General features: G+C 74.8%; 15 protein-coding genes. 5 read left to right on the top strand and 10 right to left on the bottom strand.

The window, feature by feature from the left end:
* A partial coding sequence (locus ABD994_RS24710; RefSeq protein WP_345421785.1) for a LysM peptidoglycan-binding domain-containing protein occupies window positions 1–2,625 on the top strand: 2,625 nt, incomplete at its 5' end.
* Window positions 2,626–3,058: 433 nt separating this feature from the next.
* Here ABD994_RS24710 and ABD994_RS24715 read toward each other — a convergent pair.
* From ABD994_RS24715 to ABD994_RS24725, 3 genes are all read right to left on the bottom strand, one after another.
* Complete coding sequence (locus ABD994_RS24715) at window positions 3,059–4,429, bottom strand: MFS transporter (protein WP_345421788.1); 1,371 nt, start codon at window positions 4,427–4,429, stop codon at window positions 3,059–3,061.
* An 89-nt stretch (window positions 4,430–4,518) separates the two neighbouring features.
* Window positions 4,519–5,436, bottom strand: a complete 918-nt coding sequence (locus tag ABD994_RS24720) for a 5-oxoprolinase subunit C family protein (protein WP_345421791.1) — start codon at window positions 5,434–5,436, stop codon at window positions 4,519–4,521.
* Entirely contained in the window at window positions 5,433–6,080 is a 648-nt protein-coding gene (locus tag ABD994_RS24725; RefSeq protein ID WP_345421795.1) for a 5-oxoprolinase subunit B family protein, read from the bottom strand. The genes ABD994_RS24720 and ABD994_RS24725 overlap by 4 nt, the downstream gene beginning before the upstream one ends.
* Window positions 6,081–6,154: 74 nt before the next feature.
* Between ABD994_RS24725 and ABD994_RS24730 the strand changes: the two genes are divergently transcribed.
* Together ABD994_RS24730 and ABD994_RS24735 are read left to right on the top strand one after the other, a co-directional pair.
* Window positions 6,155–6,871, top strand: coding sequence for a GntR family transcriptional regulator (locus tag ABD994_RS24730; protein WP_345421798.1), 717 nt, complete (start codon window positions 6,155–6,157; stop codon window positions 6,869–6,871).
* 246 nt (window positions 6,872–7,117) lie between these two features.
* Window positions 7,118–9,742, top strand: a complete 2,625-nt coding sequence (locus ABD994_RS24735) for a hypothetical protein (protein WP_345421801.1) — start codon at window positions 7,118–7,120, stop codon at window positions 9,740–9,742.
* An 81-nt stretch (window positions 9,743–9,823) separates the two neighbouring features.
* Here ABD994_RS24735 and ABD994_RS24740 read toward each other — a convergent pair whose 3' ends face one another.
* Window positions 9,824–10,792, bottom strand: a complete 969-nt coding sequence (locus ABD994_RS24740; protein WP_345421804.1) for an aldo/keto reductase — start codon at window positions 10,790–10,792, stop codon at window positions 9,824–9,826.
* 160 nt (window positions 10,793–10,952) lie between these two features.
* On the opposite strand from ABD994_RS24740, the gene ABD994_RS24745 reads away from it, so the two are divergent.
* The gene (locus tag ABD994_RS24745) at window positions 10,953–12,695 is read left to right on the top strand and encodes an MFS transporter (RefSeq protein WP_345421807.1); all 1,743 of its coding nucleotides are present in this window, start codon (window positions 10,953–10,955) and stop codon (window positions 12,693–12,695) included.
* A gap of 106 nt (window positions 12,696–12,801) precedes the next feature.
* Here the strand turns inward: ABD994_RS24745 and ABD994_RS24750 are convergent, their stop codons facing one another.
* The 3 genes from ABD994_RS24750 to ABD994_RS24760 all read right to left on the bottom strand — a co-directional run bounded on the left by ABD994_RS24750 (window position 12,802) and on the right by ABD994_RS24760 (window position 16,318).
* Window positions 12,802–14,625: an NAD(P)-binding domain-containing protein gene (locus tag ABD994_RS24750; protein WP_345421810.1), complete on the bottom strand. Its 1,824-nt coding sequence runs from the start codon at window positions 14,623–14,625 to the stop codon at window positions 12,802–12,804.
* A 143-nt stretch (window positions 14,626–14,768) separates the two neighbouring features.
* Window positions 14,769–15,536, bottom strand: a complete 768-nt coding sequence (locus tag ABD994_RS24755) for an SDR family NAD(P)-dependent oxidoreductase (protein WP_345421813.1) — start codon at window positions 15,534–15,536, stop codon at window positions 14,769–14,771.
* A complete protein-coding gene (locus tag ABD994_RS24760) occupies window positions 15,533–16,318 on the bottom strand; it encodes an enoyl-CoA hydratase/isomerase family protein (RefSeq protein ID WP_345421816.1) in 786 nt (261 codons plus the stop codon). The genes ABD994_RS24755 and ABD994_RS24760 overlap by 4 nt, the downstream gene beginning before the upstream one ends.
* A gap of 75 nt (window positions 16,319–16,393) precedes the next feature.
* On the opposite strand from ABD994_RS24760, the gene ABD994_RS24765 reads away from it, so the two are divergent.
* Window positions 16,394–16,999: a TetR/AcrR family transcriptional regulator gene (locus ABD994_RS24765; protein ID WP_345421819.1), complete on the top strand. Its 606-nt coding sequence runs from the start codon at window positions 16,394–16,396 to the stop codon at window positions 16,997–16,999.
* On the opposite strand, the gene ABD994_RS24770 is transcribed toward ABD994_RS24765, so the two are convergent.
* The 3 genes from ABD994_RS24770 to ABD994_RS24780 are packed head-to-tail and all read right to left on the bottom strand — an operon-like array spanning window position 16,996 to window position 19,730.
* A complete protein-coding gene (locus tag ABD994_RS24770) occupies window positions 16,996–17,478 on the bottom strand; it encodes a peroxiredoxin (RefSeq protein WP_345421822.1) in 483 nt (160 codons plus the stop codon). The two genes, ABD994_RS24765 and ABD994_RS24770, sit on opposite strands and share 4 nt — an antisense overlap.
* 44 nt (window positions 17,479–17,522) lie before the next feature.
* Window positions 17,523–18,809: an acyl-CoA dehydrogenase family protein gene (locus tag ABD994_RS24775; RefSeq protein WP_345421825.1), complete on the bottom strand. Its 1,287-nt coding sequence runs from the start codon at window positions 18,807–18,809 to the stop codon at window positions 17,523–17,525.
* Between the two features lie 27 nt (window positions 18,810–18,836).
* Complete coding sequence (locus ABD994_RS24780; protein WP_345421828.1) at window positions 18,837–19,730, bottom strand: SMP-30/gluconolactonase/LRE family protein; 894 nt, start codon at window positions 19,728–19,730, stop codon at window positions 18,837–18,839.
* Window positions 19,731–19,739: the final 9 nt, after the last annotated feature.

Here is a 19,739-nt window from a genome sequence, read left to right on the forward strand (position 1 = left end):
CCCGGCGTCGCGGGCGGGCGCGAGCTCGGCGCCGGCGGTCGCGAGCGGCTGACCCGCCGCCTCGCCGCGTGGCGGTCGGGCCTCCCGTCCGGCGAGCCGCTGCGCGCGGAGCTGGCCGCCACCGCCGCGCTGCTGCGCGGGGTGCCATCGGTGGCGGTGTGGCGCCGGCACCTCGCGGTACAGGGCGTGCCGCGCGGGGCGGTGCCGGCGCTGACGGTGCGCGTCCTCGCTCCTGGCCGGGAGCCGGTGGACCCGGTGACGGGCCTGCCGGTCACCGCCACCGGGACGCGCCGCGACGGCCGCCTCGTCGTCGACGTCGTCCCGGGCAACGCGGCGGGTCTCGTCGTCGTGGTCGACCAGGTGCTCCGGCCCGCGGCGGACCCCGAGGCCCGGGCCGCGGCGGTCGAGTCCCTGCTGGCCGGGGAGACGCTGCCGCCGCGGGTGCGGGTGGGCCTCGCCTACCTCGCCGAGCGCCACCCCGACGCCCTGCTCGCGGTGCTCGACCAGGCCGACCGGCTGCGCCCCGCCCTCCCCGCGTACGCCGACGCGCTCGCGCACGCCGTCCTCGCGACCGCGGAGCTCAAGGTGGCCGAGCAGTCCCGCGGCCAGCCGCGCGCCTGGCTGCCCGACCTCGTCCCGGACCACCGCGACCCGGCCGCCCGTGCCTACGCCACCGGCGTCGACACCCGGGAGCCCGGCGGCCGGCGTCGCGAGGCCCGGGCCGTGCTGCAGGCGGTCGGGGTGCGGGTGCTGGGCGCGGTGCCGTTCATGCCGGTGGCCCGGTACGGGCAGGTCACGCCGGTCCTCGTCGTGCGGGTGACCGACACCGACGGCACCACACACGCCGTCGTCGGGCGTCCCGACCTCGAGGCGGCCGCGACGACGCTGACGGTCAAGACCGCGCTCTCGCTGGGGATCGGGCCGGACGACCTCGTCGTCGACGCCGACGACCCGACCCTGTCGCGGCTGCGGCGCCCGCTGGAGGTGCGGCTCGTCGGCGACGACACCCCGGTCCGGCTGCCGGGCGTCCGCGTGCAGGCGGACCTGCGCCACTCCCGCTGGGGCCGCGACCTTCTCGGCGGCTGGGCCGGTGACGGCGAGCTGGTGCTGCGCATCGCCGACGACGGGCGGCGCGGCACCCTGGCCCGCCGCGCGGAGCGCACGCCCGCCGGTGCCGTCGGCGCCCGCCGGCACGCGACCGTCGCGCTCTACGGCGTGCCCGCCCGGGGCGGCGCGCTCGCGGCGAGCCTGCGCGCGCGGGTGACCGTGGTCGACGGCCCCCGGCGCACCCGCGGCGTGCGCGCGGTGCTCAACCCGCGCAGCTCCGAGACCACCCTGTCCGCGGAGCTCGCCGAGCAGCTCGGGCTCCTCCCCCACCTCGTCGAGGACACCGCCCGCGGCATCCGCCGCAGCGACCGGGTCACGCTGGCGATCCGCGTCGCGGGCGTCGACGTCGAGCGCCGCCTCGAGCACGTGCGCGTCGAGGACGACCTGCCCCACGCCCTCGTCCTCGGGCGCGACCTGGCCGCCCTGCTCGACGAGGTGACGATCACCCGCGACCGCCTCGGCCTCCTCGCGCCCCGCACGCCCGACCACGCCCACGACGGCCCGCTCGCCCTGCCCGGGCCGACGCCCTACCCGACCCCGCTCGTCGCGGCGGCGCTGAGCGCGCTCGCCGACCGCACCCGGCCCCTCGACCCCGCGGTGCTGCCGTGGGACGCCCGCGGGCCGCCGGTGCGCACCGTGCCCGCCGACGTCCTGCGCGCCGAGCTCGAGCGTCGCGGCCTCGCCGCGGACCGGGCGCGCGAGGTCGTCGACCGGACCCTGGCCTTCACCGCCGGCGGCGTCGTGGTCGTCCCCGCCGAACGCGCCGCCGCCGTCGCCGCCCGCCACGACGAGCCCGCCGTCGCGGCCTGGTGGCGTGATGTCCTCACCCACGAGCGCCACCACGCCGACGGCACGCCCTTCCCGGCGGCCACGACACCCACGCCGGCGACCTCGCCGGGCGCTGGCTGCACCTCACCGCTGTTCCGCGGGCGAGGGGGCCTCCGCGGCCGTGACCGGCCCCGACCACGACATCCCCCTCACGACCCAGGAGGAACGATCATGACCAGCACGACCAGCCGGACCCCCGACCTCGCCGCCGTCATGCGCCGCGCGGTCGGCCTCGCCGTCGCCGTCACCCTCGGCGCCGCCCTGCTGCTGGGGCTCCTCGGGGGCGCCCTCGGCGAGAGCGCGCCGGCGGCCGCCCCCGCACCGGCGCCGGTGGCCACGGCCCCGTCGCCGGCGCCGGCGCCCTCGGCGGTGCCGGCCCCGGTGCCCGCGGTGGGCTACACGGTGGTGGCCGGCGACACCCTCGCCGGCATCGCCACGCAGACCGGCGTGCCCGTCGAGCTGCTGGCCGCCGACAACGGGCTGTCCGACCCCGACCGGATCACCCCCGGTGAGGTCCTGACCGTGCCGGCGCCACCGAGCGACGTCGTGGTCATCGCCGACGGCGCCACGCTGACGGGTTACGCCCAGCAGCACGGCACGACGGTCGACCACCTGCTCGAGCTGAACCCGCAGATCCACGACGCCGACCGGATCCTCGCCGGCGACGGGCTGCGGATCGCGACGAGCTGACCGCACGGCGGGCGGCGCCCCGGGCTCCCGGGGTACCGCCCGCCGTGCCCCGGGCTCCCGGGGTACCGCCCGCCGAGGCAGTCGCCCGTCCCCCACCGGCAGCGAACGGGCGGTTGCTGCTTCTCTGCGCGCGAACTCCCCGCTCGCTCGTGCGACGCCGACCCTCGACCGGCGGATCCCCGGCTCTCCGGACGCCCCGGTGGAGCAGCCGGAGTGATCACGGCGACGAGAGGCACGCTGTGCATGATCGACGTGCTCGCCGACCTGCGGACCGTGCCGGTCGGCACCCCACCAGGAGCTCGGTCGCTCGCGCGGGCACGTGACATCGGGTCGAGCACGCAGACCGATCACGCCCCGCACAGCAGAAGGCCCCGCCCCCGGGGTCCGGGGACGGGGCCAGGTGCAGGCCCGGAGCAGGCCAGGTGCGGTCGGGTCAGGTCCGCGTGGCGACGGTCGGGGCGTCGGTGTCGCCGGCCGCGTGCTCGACGTCGGGGTGCTCGTCCTGCAGGCCGATGTTCGCCGTCTCCGGCGCGAACCACAGCGCGATCACGGTGATGATGATCATCGCCAGCACGTACAGCGCGATCGCGAAGCCCGAGCCGAAGGTGTCGAGCAGGGCGACCGCGACGATCGGGGCGATCGCCCCGCCGAGCACACCCGCGACCTGGTAGCCGATGGAGGCGCCGCTGTAGCGCAGCTCGGTGGAGAACAGCTCGGCGATGAACGCCGCCTGCGGCCCGAACATCGCCGCGTGGGTGGCCAGCGCGACCACCGTCGTCAGGATGATCACCACCGTCGACCGCGTGTCGAGCAGCGGGAAGAACGCGAACGCCCAGATGCCGGCCGCGACCGCGCCGGCCATGTAGACCGGGCGCCGGCCGAAGCGGTCGGACAGCGCCCCGAAGAACGGGATGAGCGCCAGCTGCGCGGCCGACCCGATGAGCACCGCGTTCAGCCCGAGGCCGCGGGGCAGGCCCAGCTCGGTGGTGATGTAGGTGAGGATGAACAGCACGAACGTGTAGAAGGCGACGTCGGTGCCGATGCGCGCCCCCATCGCGACGAGCAGCCCGCGCGGGTGGCGCTTGAACACCTCGATCAGCGGCATCGACGACTTGCGCCCGCTCTGCGCGGCCTCGGCGAACACCGGGCTCTCGGCGACGGTCAGCCGGATCCACAGCCCGGCGAGGATCAGCAGCGCCGAGCCCCAGAACGCGGTGCGCCAGCCCCAGGAGAGGAACGCCTCCTCGCTGAGCACCACGTTGAGCAGGGCGAGGACGGCCGCGGCGAGCAGGTTGCCCACCGGCACCCCGATCTGCGGCCAGCTCGCGTTGAGCCCCCGCTTCTTCGGGTCCCCGCTCTCGAGGGACATGAGCACCGCGCCGGCCCACTCCCCGCCGAGCCCGAGACCCTGCAGGAAGCGCAGCGCCACCAGCAGGATCGGCGCCGCCGTCCCGATCGCCGCGTAGCTCGGCAGGCAACCGATGAGGAACGTCGCCGCGCCCATGACCAGCAGCGTCACGACGAGGACGTTCTTGCGCCCGAACCGGTCGCCGTAGTGGCCGGCGACGAACCCGCCCAGCGGCCGCGACACGAAGCCGACCGCGTAGGTGGTGAACGCCAGCAGCGTGCCGGTCAGCGGGTCGAAGCTCGGGAAGAACAGCTTGTTGAACACGAGCGCGGCGGCGGTGCCGTAGAGGAAGAAGTCGTACCACTCGAGCGAGGTGCCGACGACGCTGGCGACGATCACGCGCGACGACCGCCGTGGTGGTGCGGCGCCCGTTGCGCTGGTGGGGGTATCGGTCATGGCGACCTCCTACGGGGGTTCCGCCGGGTCATCGGCGACGCGGCCCGGATCGGTGACGGGGTTCACCGTAGGGATTGTTCAACAATCCCTCAAGAGGACAGACGTGGAATGTTCGGCGGCGCCTCGACGCGCAGGCGCAGACGCTGCCCCGGACGGACCTGCGCGGCGACGTCCACGTCGCGGTCGCGCAGCACGGCGACGACGGGATAACCGCCGGTCACCGGGTGGTCGGCGAGGAACACGAGCGGCTGCCCGGACGCCGGCACCTGGATCGCCCCGCGCGCGACGCCCTCGCTGGGCAGCTCCGTCCCGGCCCGGGACGGTGTCCGCCCGAGCTCCGGTCCGTGCAGCCGCATGCCCACCCGGTTGCTGGCCGGGGTCACCTCCCACGGCCGCCCGAACAGCGCGCGCAGGGCGTCGGCATCGAACCAGTCGGCGCGCGGTCCCGGCACCGCGTGCAGCGTCACCTCGCCCCCGTCCGGCGCGGACACCGGCACGCCGTCGCAGGCGGGCACCGGGCCGACGACGTCCTGGCCGACAGGCAGGACGTCCCCCGGCCGCAGCGGCGGCGGCCCGAGGCCGGCGAGCACGTCGGTCGACCGGCTGCCCAGCACCGCCGGGACGTCGACCCCGCCGCGCACGGTGACGTAGGAGCGCAGCCCGCGGTCCGGCGCCCCGAGGCGGAGCTCGTCCCCCAGCGACAGGACCTCGGGGCGGGCCAGCCCGGCGGGCCGCAGCCGCCCGCTCGGCCGGCGGACCAGCACCGGCCCCGGGGCGCCGGTCACCGCGACCACCATCCGCTCCCCAGCGCGCACCACGAGCCCGCCCGCGGTGACCTCGAGACCGGCGGCCGCCGGGTCGTTGCCGACGAGCCGGTTGGCGAGCGCGAAGGCGCGGCGGTCCGCCGCCCCGGAGACCCCGACGCCCAGATCGCTGCGCCCGGGCCGGCCGCGGTCCTGGACCGTGGCCAGCGGGCCGGTGGCCAGCACCGTCAGGGCGGCGGTCACGCGGCACGCTCCACGAAGCGGACCCGGGCGCCGGGCGTGAGGAGGGCCGGCGGGTCGCGGTCGGGCCGCCACAGGGGGGCGTCCGTACGGCCGATCAGCTGCCACCCGCCGGGCGATGGCCGGGGGTAGACCCCGCTGAACTCGCCGGCGAGCCCCACCGCCCCGGCGGGCACGCCGGTGCGCGGGACCCGGAGCCGCGGGACGGTCAGGCGCTCGTCCGCCCCCGCCAGGTAGCCGAAGCCCGGCGCGAAGCCGGCGAACGCCACCGTCCACGTCTGTCCGGTGTGGGCCTCGACGACCTCGCGCGCGCCGAGGCCGGTGAGGCGGGCGACGTCGTCGAGGTCCTCCCCGCTGTAGACCACGGGGATCTCCACCACCGGACCCGCCCCTCCGGGGTCCTGCCCGGCCGCCGTGGTCCGCACCGCGCGGACGGCGGTGGCGACGGCGGCGGCGACGGCGGCCAGGTCGGTGCCGGGGGCCACGCGGACGAGCACCGACCGGGCGGCGGGCACGAGGTCGACCAGGCCGTGCGGCGGCGTCGCCCGCAGGGCCGCGTGCAGCGCGACGGCCTGCGCGACGTCCGCGACCTCGACGAGCACGCCGGCGTCCCCGTACGGGCGCACGTCCGGCGCCGGCGCCGTCACCGCGATCCACCGATCGTCGGACGATCCTCGTGCCGGAGGATCGGATCGTCGGGCGACCGTCGTACGCTCGCGACATGACGCGCAGCGCCCCCGCCGGCTGGACGGCGTCCCTCGCGCTCCAGCGTGAGCGGCTCGACGTCGGTTCTACCTCCGAGCGCGTGGCCGGGCTGCTGCGCACGCAGGTGCTGGACGGGACGCTGCGGCCGGGCGTCCAGCTGACGGAGGAGCAGCTGGTCGAGGCGCTCGGGGTCTCGCGCAACACCATCCGCGAGGCGCTCCAGCGACTCTCGGCCCAGCGTCTCGTCGAGCACCAGCGCCACCGCGGCGTGTTCGTGCGGCGCCTCGGGCGCGACGACCTGGCCGACCTCTGCGGCCTGCGCCGCGCGCTCGAGTGCGGCGCGCTGCGGGAGGCCGCCGAGCGCGGGACGGCGGCGCCGGACGCGGTCATCGCGGTCGTGGAGGCCGCGCGCGAGGGCGAGCGCGCGGCCGCCGCGGACGACTGGGACGGCGCCGGCACGGCCAACGCGTCGGTGCACCTCGCGCTCGCTGCCCTGGCCGCCAACTCCCGCATCGACGAGGAGATGCGCGGGGTCGTCGCGGAGCTGCGGCTCGCGTTCGTGGTGCTGCCCGACGCGCGGGCGATGCACGAGCCCTACGTCGCGCGCAACGTCGCGCTCGCCGACCTCGTCGCCGCGGGCGACCTGGCCGCCGCGGCCGACGCGCTCGACACCTACCTCCGCGACGCCGAGGCCCACCTGCTCGACGCCTACGGCCAGGCGCTCGACGCCTGACCCGGCGCGCACCTCGATCAGCTCTGGATCTGCCTGCTGCACATCGGCTATCGTCGGAGTTGTTCAACAATCCGTCAATCCAACGGTACGAGTTCTCCGATTCGCCGGACGCGGGGCCGACCCACGATCTAACGTTTCGTGAACGACCTTGTGTCGCCGAGGTCGTCGATGTTCTCTTTTCGGGCGGATCGGTCGCGCACGGTGGCGATCACACGACAGAAGTAGCCCCGGACGTGGGACTTCCGGGTGCGGGAGGGGCTCAACCAGATGGCCGTCCAGTGCGCTCTCGAGGGATGCACCGAGGAGATCGAGCAGCCGGAGAGAGGGCCGCAACGCAAGTTCTGCTGCCCCGCACACCGCACCGCCGCCCGCAGCGCACGCCTGCGCTCGGCCCGGTCGGCGCCCTCCCCCGCCGACACCGCCGCCACCGCCGCGGTGCTGCCGACCGCGCCGGCCGAGACGGTCGAGGCGGCCGAGACGCCGGTCGAGGCCGTAGCGGACGAGACCCCGGTGGCCGACGACGCGGCCGCCGATGAGGCCACGCCGGTCGAGTCGACCCTCCCCGCCGCCGAGGTGGCCGAGCTCCCCGCCGAGGCACCCGAGCCCACCCCCACCGCGCGGCCGACCGGCGCCCCGGACCGGGTCCCGCCGGCCCTGCGGCGCCAACCGGTCCCCCTGCGCCGCCTGCGCAAGCAGCACTCCAAGCGCGCGCGGGCGGTCGTCGCCGGCGGTCTCGTCGTGGCGCTGGCCTTCGGTGGCGGCGTCTCGCTGCTCGACCGCACCCAGACCCCCACGCCGAGCGCGCAGCCCGCGTCGGTGCCGGTGCCGAGCGGCCAGTGGCTCACCGACGCCAACGTCGCGCTCGCGTCGATCTCGCAGCAGCTCGACCAGGCGCGCGCGTCGGAGGCCCGGTGGACCGCGGCCGTCGGTGACGCGCGGCGCCGTCCCTCCGAGGTCAACGCGCTGATCGAGCGTCGCCAGTGGCTCGAGCGCCAGCGGCTCCTCCTGGAGTCGCAGCTCGCCGCGTGGACCGATCTGCAGCAGGCGCAGGCCGGCCTCGCGATGGCCCAGCAGCGCCTCGCCGACCTCGACGCGGCCACCCGCGGGCCGACACCCGTCGGCGTGGACCTCGGCTCCCAGCGCGAGAGCGCGCAGCGTCAGGTCGAGCTGCTCCAGCAGCAGGTCCAGGCGCTCGGGCAGGACGTGTCCACGGCGGCCGCGTCGCCGGTGCCCGACACGCGCGACATCACGGCCCCGCTGGCCGAGCAGGTCGACGAGCTCGCGCAGGACCCGGGACGCGACACCGGGCCCGAGGGCGACAACTCCTCCGGCGCCGCCTCGACGGACCCGGCGACCGTGGCCCGCGAGCCCGAGTCGGGCGACCCCGCCGTCGCCCTCCCCGAGACCGGCGAGCCGCCGGTGCGTCCGTCGGGCGGCGACGGGCCCGCGGCCGCGACGCTGCCCGACTTCCCCGAGCCGGTCACCGCGCCCGTCGACGAGGCGGCCGGCGCCGGCGGCGACACCGCGCGCGACGCGGGCCGGAGCGTCGGCGAGACGGTGGCCCGCGGCGGTGACCAGCTCGCCGACGCCTTCCCCGAGCCCGTCAGCCCCTCGGTCTCCGAGCCGGTGCGCGAGACGACGGGCGCCCTGGGCGACGCCGTCACGGGCACCACCGGCGCCGTCGGCGACCTGCTCGACCCGCCGTCCGGCGAGACAGCCCCCTCGGAGCGCCCGGGACGGGGCGGCGCACCCGAGGAGCAGGACGGGCCGGCCACCCCGCTCCGGGCGCTCGACGCGGTCCCGTTCGCCGGGGCGGTCGACCCCGTCGGGGGTCTCGTCGGGGAGTCGTCGTCGGAGCGTCCGGATTCGTCGGACGACTCCGGCGGCCCGGATCGGGGCGGCGACGGCCCGCGGACGCCGCGCAGCGAGGAGGCCGTCCTGCCCACGGCCCTGCGTCCGGATTCGGGGGGCTCACCGGCCGAGGACGACGACGAGCCGGCCGACGCCGCGCCCCGCACCGCCGAGGACCTCGTCAGCCGCCAGAGCGACGAGCGGGGCGGCGGGCAGGACCGCGAGGAGGGCCGCGAGGACAGCCGGACGGTCGACCCCGGCAGCATCGGCGACGACCTCCGCGAGGGCATCCGGCGCGAGGTCACCACCCGGCTCGGCGAGGCGCTCGGCGGCCTGCCGGACGGCGGCCGGCAGGCCGACGCCGACCAGGGCACCACGGACGCGGACGACGCGACGTCGGGCCGCTCCTCCGGCGGCGAGGAGTCGGACGACTCCGGCCGGGAGCGCCCGTCCGCCGACGACGGCTCCCGCGACCGGTCGGAGGACTCGTCGTCCGACGGGTCGTCCTCCGAGCAGGGGTCCGCCGACCGGGACCGGTCGGAGGACTCGTCCTCGGAGCGCTCGTCCTCGGAGCGCTCGTCGTCGGAGAGCTCGTCCTCGGACGCCTCGTCGCACGACTCCTCGGACGACTCGTCCTCCGGGAGCTGGTCCTCCGGGTCCTCCGACCACAGCAGGTCGGAGAGCTCGTCGTCGGACAGCTCGTTGTCGGACAGCTCGTCGTCCGACGAGTCCTCGTCGGACGAGGAGTCCTCGGACCACGGCTCCTCGGACCACGGCTCCTCGGACCACGGCTCGTCGGACAGTGGCTCGTCGGACAGCGGCTCCTCGGACAGCGGCTCGTCCGACAGCGGCTCGTCCGACAGCGGCTCGTCGGACAGCGGCTCGTCCGACAGCGGCTCCTCGGACAGCTCGTCCTCGGACCACGGCTCCTCGGACCACGTCTCGTCGGACAGCGGCTCGTCGGACAGCGACTCGTCCGACAGCGGCTCGTCCGACAGCGGCTCGTCGAGCGGCGACTGAGCGCGCGGGCGTCCCCGCGAAGATCGCCGTCCCGGTGACGAACCCCCTCGATCCCGGGGGTGTTCGTCACCGGGACCGTGATCAGCGGTGCCCGGCGATCCCCCGCGGCTCGTAGCGCTCCTCGAGGCTCGCGATCTCGTCGTCGTCGAGGCGCAGGTCGACGGCCGCGACGGCGTCGGCGAGGTGGTGCTCCTTCGTCGCCCCGACGATCGGCGAGTCGACGACGGGGTTGTTCAGCACCCACGCGAGCGCGACCTGGGCCCGGGAGACGCCGCGCTTCTCCGCCACCTCGGCGACCCTCTCGACGATGTGGCGGTCGGAGTCGCGGTAGAGGGTCTTGCCGAACTCGTCGGTCTCACCCCGCGTGGTCGAGTCGTCCCAGTCGCGGGTGAGCTTGCCCCGGGCCAGCGGGCTCCACGGGATCGCGCCGATGCCCTCGTCCGCGCAGAGCGGGAGCACCTCGCGCTCCTCCTCGCGGTAGAGCAGGTTGTAGTGGTCCTGCATGGTGACGAACCGCGTGAAGCCGTTCCCGTCCTGCGTGTGCAGCGCCTTCGCGAACTGCCACGCGAACATCGACGACGCCCCGATGTAGCGGACCTTCCCCGCCTTGACGACGTCGTGGAGGGCCTCGACGGTCTCCTCGATCGGCGTGTCGTAGTCCCAGCGGTGGATCTGGTAGAGGTCCACGTAGTCCATGTTCAACCGCCGCAGCGAGGCGTCGATCCCCGTCATGATCGCCTTGCGCGAGAGGCCCGCGCCGTTCGGGCCCGGGCGCATGCGGTTGAACACCTTGGTGGCGACGACGACCTCGTCGCGGTCGGCCATCTCGTTCAGCCAGCGGCCGGTGATCTCCTCGGAGGTGCCGCCGGAGTAGACGTCGGCGGTGTCGAAGAAGTTGATCCCGGCGTCGAGCGCCTGGCGAAAGAACGGCTTCGCCTCGTCGGCGGGCAGGGCCCACGGCCACCGGTCGTTCTTCTCCCCGTAGCTCATGGCGCCCAGGCAGATCCGCGAGACGTCCAGACCGGTCGAGCCGAGCTTCGTGTACTCCATGCCGCCAGCGTGCCCCACCGACCGTTCGTCGACTCCCGACCGGAGGCGGGAATCGGCTGGACGTCGACCGCGCTCGAGGTCATAGCGTCGAACACCGGGGACAGCGTCGTTCCCGACCTGCTCGAACCCCCCGGAATCGCTCAGAACGGTCGTACGCCTCGTGAGTTCTCCTGCGGCAGCCACCTCGCCGGACCGGCGTCGCTGGCTGATCCTGGCCGTGATCGGGATCGCCCAGCTCATGGTCATCCTCGACAACTCGATCGTGAACATCGCCCTGCCGTCGGCCCAGGCCGACCTCGGCTTCGACGACGCGCAGCGCCAGTGGATCGTCACGGCCTACGCGCTCGCCTTCGGCAGCCTGCTGCTGCTCGGTGGCCGGCTCTCGGACCTGTTCGGCCGCAAGCGCGCCTTCCTCGTCGGCCTGGTCGGCTTCGCGGCCGCCTCGGTGCTCGGGGGCCTCGCGCCCGGGTTCGAGCTGCTCGTCGCGGCCCGCGCCCTCCAGGGCGTGTTCGGGGCGCTGCTGGCCCCCGCCGCCCTCTCGCTGCTGACGACGACGTTCACCGAGGGCCGGGAGCGGGCGCGCGCCTTCGGCGTGTTCGCCGCCCTCGCCGGCTCGGGCGCCGCGATCGGGCTGCTGCTCGGCGGCGCGCTGACCCAGTACGTCGACTGGCGCTGGTGCATGTACGTCAACGCCGTCTTCGCCGCGGTCGCGTTCCTCGGGGCATCGATCCTGCTGCCCGCCCACCCGGTGGAGCACCGGCCGCACCTCGACGTCGTCGGCACCGTGCTGGCCTCGGCCGGGCTGTTCGGCATCGTCTACGGCTTCGCCAGCGCCGAGACCGACGGCTGGTCGTCGCCGCTGGTCTACGCGTTCCTCGCGGTCGGGCTCGTGCTGCTCGTGGCCTTCGTGCTCGTGCAGCGCAAGGTCGCCGCCCCGCTGCTGCCCCTGCGCGTGGTCCTCGACCGCTTCCGCGGCGGGTCGTTCCTCACGATCCTCGTGCTGACCACGGGCATGTTCGGCGTCTCGCTGTTCCTCGCCTACACGATGCAGCAGGTCTTCGGCTTCTCCCCGTTGATGACCGGGGTGGCGTTCCTGCCGATGGTCGCGTGCATCGTCCTCGCCGCGAACACCGTGCCGGCGCTGCTGCTCCCGCGCACCGGGCCCAAGCCGCTGCTGGTCGTCGGCATGCTGCTCGCCGCGGGCGCGCTGTTCTGGTTCTCGTTCCTCACCCCGGAGTCCGGCTACGCGGCCCACATCCTCGGCCCGCTGATGATGATGGGGCTCGGCATGGGCACGGCGATGTCGACCTCGATCAACACCGCGACGCTGGGCGTCGACCCCGGGGACGCCGGTGTCGCGTCGGCGTCGGTGAACACGATGCAGCAGGTCGGCGGGTCGGTCGGCACCGCGCTGCTCTCGAGCATCGCCGGCACCGCGGCCGTCGGCTTCGCCGGCCCGCCGATCGCGGCGGCGCTGCACGGGTACACGGTGGCGTTCGTCGTCGCCGCCGGCCTGTTCGTGGTCGGCGCCGTGGTGGTCGGGTTCCTCGTGCCGCTGGGCCGGACCACCGGGCGCGGCGCGGTGACGACGCGGACGCAGAACGCCGAGCAGGCCGCACCGGAGCCCGCCGGCACCGGCCTCGCCGGGGTCGTGCGCGACGCGGCCGGCCGCGCCGTGGCCGGGGCGACGCTGACGCTCGTGGACACCCAGGGACGCGAGGCGGGCCGCACCGTCAGCGACGACGGCGGCGACTACGCGCTGGCCGCCGGCGCGGGCGACCACCTGCTCGTCGCCGGCGCCGCCGGGCTCGCCCCCAGCGCGCAGCGGATCGTGCTCCACGACGGCCGCACCACCCGGGGCGACGTCGTCCTCGACCTCGCCGTCGAGCCCGCGCGCACCTGATCGGCGCAGGGCCGGCGTCCGATCGCCGACCCACCCGAGAAACGAACGGCGCTCTCGCTGCTTCGGTAGCAGCGAGAGCGCCGTTCGTTCGTCCAGGGGGCGGGTCTCAGGCGGTGTGGTGTACCTCCTGGCGCCCGTGGATCGGGGTCGGGATGCCGACCGACCGCGCCTTGAGCTGCAGGGCGAGGTAGAGCGAGTAGAAGCGCGACTGGTGCAGGTTGCCGCCGTGGAACCACAGGTTGTCCTGCTGGGTCGGCTTCCACATGTTGCGCTGCTCGCCCTCCCAGGGACCGGGGTCCTTGGTGGTGTCGGAGCCGAGGCCCCAGACCTTGCCGACCTTGTCGGCCATCTCCTGGCCGATGATGTCGGCGGCCCGGCGGTTCATCGAGCCGTAGCCGGTGGCGAAGACGACGAGGTCGGCCGGGAGGCGGGTGCCGTCGTCGAGGACGATGCCGTCCTCGGTGAACTCGGTGATCTGCCCCTTGGCCAGCTTGACCTTGCCGTCGGCCACGAGCTCGGCGGCACCGACGTCGATGTAGTAGCCCGAGCCGCGGCGCAGGTACTTCATGAACAGCCCGGAGTCGTCGTCGCCGAAGTCGAGCTCGAACCCGGCGTCCTCGAGCCGCTGGTAGAAGTCGGCGTCGACCTCGCGGGCCTTGTCGTACGCCGGCTTCTGGAAGTTGTGCATGATCCGGTACGGCAGCGACGCGAACACCATGTCCGCGGTGTAGGTGTCGATGCCGCTGGCCACCGCGCGCTCGGAGTAGAGGTCCCCCAGCGCGTACTCCATGAGCGTCTCGGACCGGATGATGTGGGTGGAGCTGCGCTGCACCATCGTGACGTCGGCGCCGACCTCCCACAGCGACCCGCAGATGTCGAACGCCGAGTTGTTCGACCCGATGACGACGACCTTCTTGCCCTTGTACGCGTCGGGGCCCGGGTGCTGCGAGGAGTGCTGCACCTCGCCCTGGAACCTCTCCCGACCGGGGATCTCGGGGATGTTCGGCTTGCCCGAGACGCCCAGGGCGAAGACCAGCTGGCGGGGCCGGAGCGTGACCTCCTCGCCGTCGCGGTCGACGACGACCGTCCACTCGCCGGAGGACTCGTCGAACGAGGCGCTCTTGGCGGTCGTGGAGCCCCAGTAGTTCAGCTCCATGACCTTGGCGTACATCTCGAGCCAGTCGCCGATCTTGTCCTTCGGCGAGAACACCGGCCAGTTGTCCGGGAACTTGAGGTAGGGCAGGTGGTCGTACCAGACCGGGTCGTGCAGGGCGAGGCTCTTGTAGCGCTTGCGCCACGAGTCGCCGGGCTTCTCGTTGGTCTCGACGATGATCGTCTCGACGCCGAGCTGGCGCAGCCGCGCGCCGAGGGCGATGCCGCCCTGGCCGCCGCCGATGATGACGACCTCGGGCTGGCGGGTGTAGCCGAGCTCGGCGGCCTCGGCCTCGCGGCGCTCCTTCCACGTGACGCGGTCGGGGTTCGCGCCGTGCTCGGTGCCGAACGGCCGCTCGGCGTTCGGGCTGGCCGGCTCCTCGTGGCCCTTGAGCTCGTCGAGGGTGGTCAGCAGCGTCCAGGCCTTGCCGTCGGCGTTCAGCCGCAGGTGCCCGGTCCCGCGGCCGATCGCGGTCTCGAACTTGAGCCAGGCCTCGGTCACGCCGTCGGCCTCGGTCGGCTCCCCGCTGACCTCGAAGGTCACGGGCGCGACGCCGCGCGCGGCGTCCGAGCGCACCACGTCGGCGACCGACGCGGGTCCCTCGACGGTGATCAGGTTCCAGGTGAACGACACGAGGTCGCGCCAGTAGGACTCGTCGGCGAAGAGCGCCGCGGCGCGGTCACCGTCGCCGGCCGAGACCGCCGCGGCGAACTCGTCCAGCCAGGAGTCCACCCGCGCGCCGGCGTCGGTGCGGGCACTCTCGACGGTCTGGGTCACTGCTACCTCCACGCGGGCGACGTCGGCCGACCGGGGGCGTCCGCCCGCACCCGCCCGCGGTCGTGTGGCGTGGGTGACAGTGAAGCCGACCACGCCGTCCGGCGGCAGGGGTTGCACCCAGGTTGCAGGCCCGCGAGATCGAGTCAGAAGATCGAGTACGCGCCGTCCACGACGATCTCGTCGCCGGTGTGGAAGCCGCCGGCCCCGCCGGCGAGGTACACCGCGAGCCGGGCGAAGTCGTCCGGCGTCCCCCAGCGCCGCTGCGGCATCCGGGGCATCACGGCGCGCTCGAAGCGCTCGTCGTGCAGGACGCCGCTGGCCAGCGGGGTCTCGGTCCAGCCCGCGACGATCGAGTGCGCGGTGACGCCGTACCGCGCGAGCTCGACCGCGACGCCCTTGATGATCGCCGTCAGCCCCGCCTTGCTGGCCGCGTAGGCCTGGTTGCGCGGCGCGCCGTGCACCGTCGACACGCTCGAGGTGCCGACCAGCACCCCGCCCCCGCCCCGGTCGACCATGTGCCGGGCCGCGGCCCGCAACGTGAGGAACGCGCCGTCGAGGTCGACGCGCGTCACCCGGCGCCACTCCGCCAGCGTGGTGTCGACGAACCGCGTCCCCGACCCGCCGATCCCGGCGTTGGCGAAGCACGAGTCGACGCGCCCGAAGTGCTCGACGACCCCGTCGAACGCGGCCGTGACGGCGTCCTCGTCGCCGACGTCGCAGGGCCAGGACCGCACCCGGGTGCCGAACGCGGCGAGCTCGGCCGCCGCCGCCTCGTTGCGCGCGGTGTTCGTCCCCCAGATCGCGACGTCGGCGCCGCTGCGCGCCAGCCCGCGGGCCATCCCGAGCCCGATCCCGGAGTTGCCGCCCGTCACGAGCGCGACGTGCCCCGAGAGGTCGAACAGGCCGGTCACCGGCCCACGGCCCACTCGCCGGTGAAGGTCGCGTCGCGCTTCTCGGTGAAGGCGCGGAACGCCTCCGGGGCGTCGGCGGTGGCGAAGTTGACGGCCTGGGTACGGGCCTCGCTGGCCAGGGCGTCCCGCAGGGTGCGGTCGGCGTTCTCGTGCAGCAGCGCCTTGGACTGCCGGACCGCGACCGGCGCGGCGCCCGCGAGCCGGGCGGTGAGGTCGGCGACGAACCCGTCGAGCTCCTCGGGCGCGACCACCCACGTCACGAGCCCGAGGCGCAGCGCCTCGTCGGCGTCGATCATCTCGGCGAGCAGCGCCAGGCGCTTGGCCTGCTGCATCCCCACCAGACGCGGGAGCAGCCAGGACCCGCCGAAGTCGAGCGAGAGCCCGCGCTTGGCGAAGATCTGGGAGAACCGCGAGGTCGGGGTGGCCACCACGAGGTCGCAGCCCAGCGCCAGGTTCCACCCCGCGCCGACGGCGACGCCGTCGACCCGGGCGACGGTCGGGACCGGCAGCTCGTGGAGCATCAGCGCGATCTCGTTGACGAAGCGCATGCGGTCGAGGGGGTGACCCTCGCGCTTCTCGGAGACGTCGGCGCCGGCGCAGAACGCCCCGCCCGCACCCGTGAGCACCAGGGCGCGGACGTCCTCGTCGTCGCGGGCCGCGGTGAGCGCGGCGTGGAGCGCCCGCCACGAGCCCGCGTCGAGCGCGTTGCGTCGCTGCGGGCGGTTGAGCGTCAGCGTGCGGACGCCGTCGGTCTGGTCGGTGAGCAGGACGTCGGTGTCCACGGGGGTCCTCTCGTCGGGCGGCGGCGTCCCCGCAAGCTATCGATCGTCCGTTCACCCGGCCACTATGGTGACGCGATGTCCCCGGGCACCGCCCCGCCCGTCGTCCCGCGCGGGGGCGGGCGGGAGGCGATCACCCGGGCGGCGCGCGAGAGCTTCGCCGAGCGCGGCTACCACGGCACGTCGATCCGCGACATCGCCCGCGGCGCCGGGCTCTCGCTCTCCGCGCTCTACCACTGGCACGCCGGCAAGCAGGACCTGCTGGCCGCCGTGATCGAGGAGAGCACGGCGGAGTACTTCGGCCGCTGCGACGAGGCCCTGCGCGAGGCGGGCGACGACCCCGCCGCCCGCCTCGGAGCCCTGGTCCGCGCGACCGTCGAGTACCGCGTCAGCCGCCAGGTGGAGAGCACCATCGCGGCGTCGGAGTGGCGCAACCTCGAACCGGCCCACCGCGAGCGCCTCGCGGAGATGCGCTCGGCGGCGAGCCGGTTGTGGGCCGATCTCGTCGACGACGGTGTCGCCCGCGGCGTCTTCCGCTGCGAGCACCCCGACGACGCCCGCCGCGCGGTGATCGCCTCGTGCAACGCCATCGCCCAGTGGTTCGAGCCCGACGGTGGGCTCGGCGTCCCGGAGCTGGTGGAGCGCTACACCGCCATCGCGCGGCGGATCGTCGACTGCCGCTAGAGCTTGCTCAGCACCACCTCGGCGGTGGACTTCTCGTGGTCCGGCGGCGCGTCCTCCACGTCGATCCAGGTCAGCGTGCCGTCCTCGATGACCGCCGCGTAGCGCTGCGACCGGACCCCGAGACCGAAGTCCGTGCCGTCCATGTCCAGACCCATGGCCTTCGCGAACAGGGCGGACCCGTCGGCGAGCATGGTGACGCCGTGGACCTGCTGGTCCTTCGCCCACGCGCCCATGACGAACGGGTCGTTGACCGAGACGCACACGATCCGGTCGACGCCCTTGGCCGTGATCTCGCCCGCCCGGGCCACGAAGCCCGGGAGGTGCGAGTCGCTGCACGTCGGGCTGAACGCGGCCGGGACGCCGAACAGCACGCTCCGTCCGCTCGCGAAGAGCTCTCCGGAGCGCACGGACTCCGTGTTCCCCGCGGCGTCCACCGTGGTCAGCGGTACGTCGGGGATCTTCTCGCCCACAGCGATCATCGCCGGGGTCCTCCTTCGGGGAGTGGTTCGGTCGGGGACAACTTCTAGCTGCCGACGGCGGCGGCGTCCAGCAGGTGCGCGAACTTCCGCCGCGCCTCCTCCCGCCGCGTCGGGACGTGCTCGGAGGGGACCTCGCGCGGCTCGTAGTCGCGCAGCGTGCGGCGGGCGACGGTCACCTTGTGCACCTCGTCGGGCCCGTCGTAGATCCGCGCGGCGCGGGCGTGGCGGTACATCGACTCCAGCGGCAGGTCGCCGGTGAAGCCGAGCGAGCCGTGCACCTGGATGGCCCGGTCGATGACGTCGTAGAGGACCTTCGCGCCGAAGAACTTGATCATCGCGATCTCGGTGAGCGCGGCCGCCGTGCCGCCCTGGTCCATCGTCCAGGCCGCCTGCAGCGTCATCAGCCGGGCCGCGGTCATCTCCGCGCGCGACGTCGCGATCCAGTCCTGGACCATCTGCTTCTCCGAGAGCAGCGACCCGGCGGTATACCGGGACACCGCCCGCTCGCAGAGCATGTCGAACGCCCGCTGCGACTGCCCCAGCCAGCGCATGCAGTGGTGGATGCGGCCGGGCCCGAGGCGCTGCTGGGCGAGCAGGAAGCCGTCGCCCTCGTTGCCGACGAGGTTCTCCGCGGGCACCCGCACGTCGCGGTAGAGGATCTCGGCGTGCCCGCCGACGTACCCGAACCGCTCCTCGGGGTGCTCCATCGTCGGGACGTCGCGCAGGATCTCCACCCCGGGCGTGTCCGCCGGCACCACGAACATCGACGCCCGCCGCCGCGGCGCAGCGTCGGGGTCGGTGACGGCCATGAGGATGAGGAAGTCGGCCACCGAGCCGTTCGAGGTGAACCACTTGTGCCCGTTGACGACGTACTCGTCGCCGACGCGCTCGGCCCGGGTGGTCAGCAGGGTCGGGTCGGCGCCCGCGCCCGGCTCGGTCATCGAGAACGCGCTGCGCAGCCGGCCGTCGAGCAGCGGCTCCATCCAGCGCTTCTTCTGCTCGTCGGTCGCGCCGAGCGCGAGGAGCTCGGCGTTGCCCGAGTCGGGCGCGTTGTTGCCGAACACCGCCGGTGCGTACGCGCACCGCCCGAGGATCTCGTGCATGAGGGCCAGGCGGACCTGCCCGAAGCCCTGGCCGCCCAGCTCCGGCGGCAGGTGCGCGGCCCACAGCCCCCGGGCCTTGACCTCCTCCTTCAGCGGCGCCGTCAGGCGGTCCAGCGTCGGGCCGTCGAGGTCGAGCGTCTCGAGCGGCAGGATCTCGTCGTCGACGAACGCCCGCATCCACGCGAGCTGCTGCGCGAACTCGGGGTCGGTCGAGAAGTCCCAGGCCATGCCGTCATCCCTTCGTGCCGTGAACGCCTACACACTGAACGCCGGGTCCAGGCCCGCGCTCTCCCACTCCGTGACGTAGAGGACGCCGCGGCCCGAGGACGTCACCCAGGCCGTGCGGCTCCCGGCGCCGGCGAAGCAGATGTTGGTGACGTACGGATCGTGCTCCGGGACGGGCACCTGCCGCAGCAGCTGCCCGCCGGGGCTCACGACGCTCACCGCGCCGGTCACCAACGTCGCCACGCAGACGTTGCCGTCGCCGTCGACGGCGAGCGAGTCGAGCGGCTGGAAGCCCTCGAAGCCGTGCAGGAGCTGCCGGGGCCCGAGCTGCCCGGGCCCGGTGACGTCCCACGCCCACAGCCGGCCCGGCCCCGTCTCGGCGACGTAGACGCGCGAGCCGTCGGGCGCGAGGCCGACCCCGTTGGGCTCGACCAGCGGGTGCACGACCTCCGTGATCGAGGTGCCGTCCGGGTGGGCGTAGTAGAGCGCCCCGGTGTCCTGGTCGCGGGCGCGCTTCTTGCCGAGGTCGGTGAACCAGAAACCGCCCGCGGCGTCGAAGACGATGTCGTTGGGCCCGCGCAGCGGGCGCCCGTCGCACGCCGTGTAGAGGTCGGTGACGGTCCCGTCGAGCGTCACCCGCTGGATGCGCCCGCCGATGTAGTCGTCGGGCTGGTGGCCCGGCGCGGTGACGCCGTCAGGGCGGTCGTGCCAGGCGAAGCCGCCGTTGTTGCAGACGTAGACCGCCCCGTCGGGGCCGATCGCGGCACCGTTGGGGCCGCCGCCGCAGTCGGCGACGACGGTCGTGCGCCCGTCCGGCGCGACGCGGGTCAACGTGCCGCGGCGGATCTCGACGACGAGCACGTCGCCTCCGCGCAGGGCGATCGGGCCCTCCGGGAACCGCAGGCCGGTGGTCACGGCGCGCACGGGGCCTCC

The organism is Actinomycetospora chlora, assembly GCF_039542135.1.
Lineage (GTDB): Bacteria > Actinomycetota > Actinomycetes > Mycobacteriales > Pseudonocardiaceae > Actinomycetospora > Actinomycetospora chlora.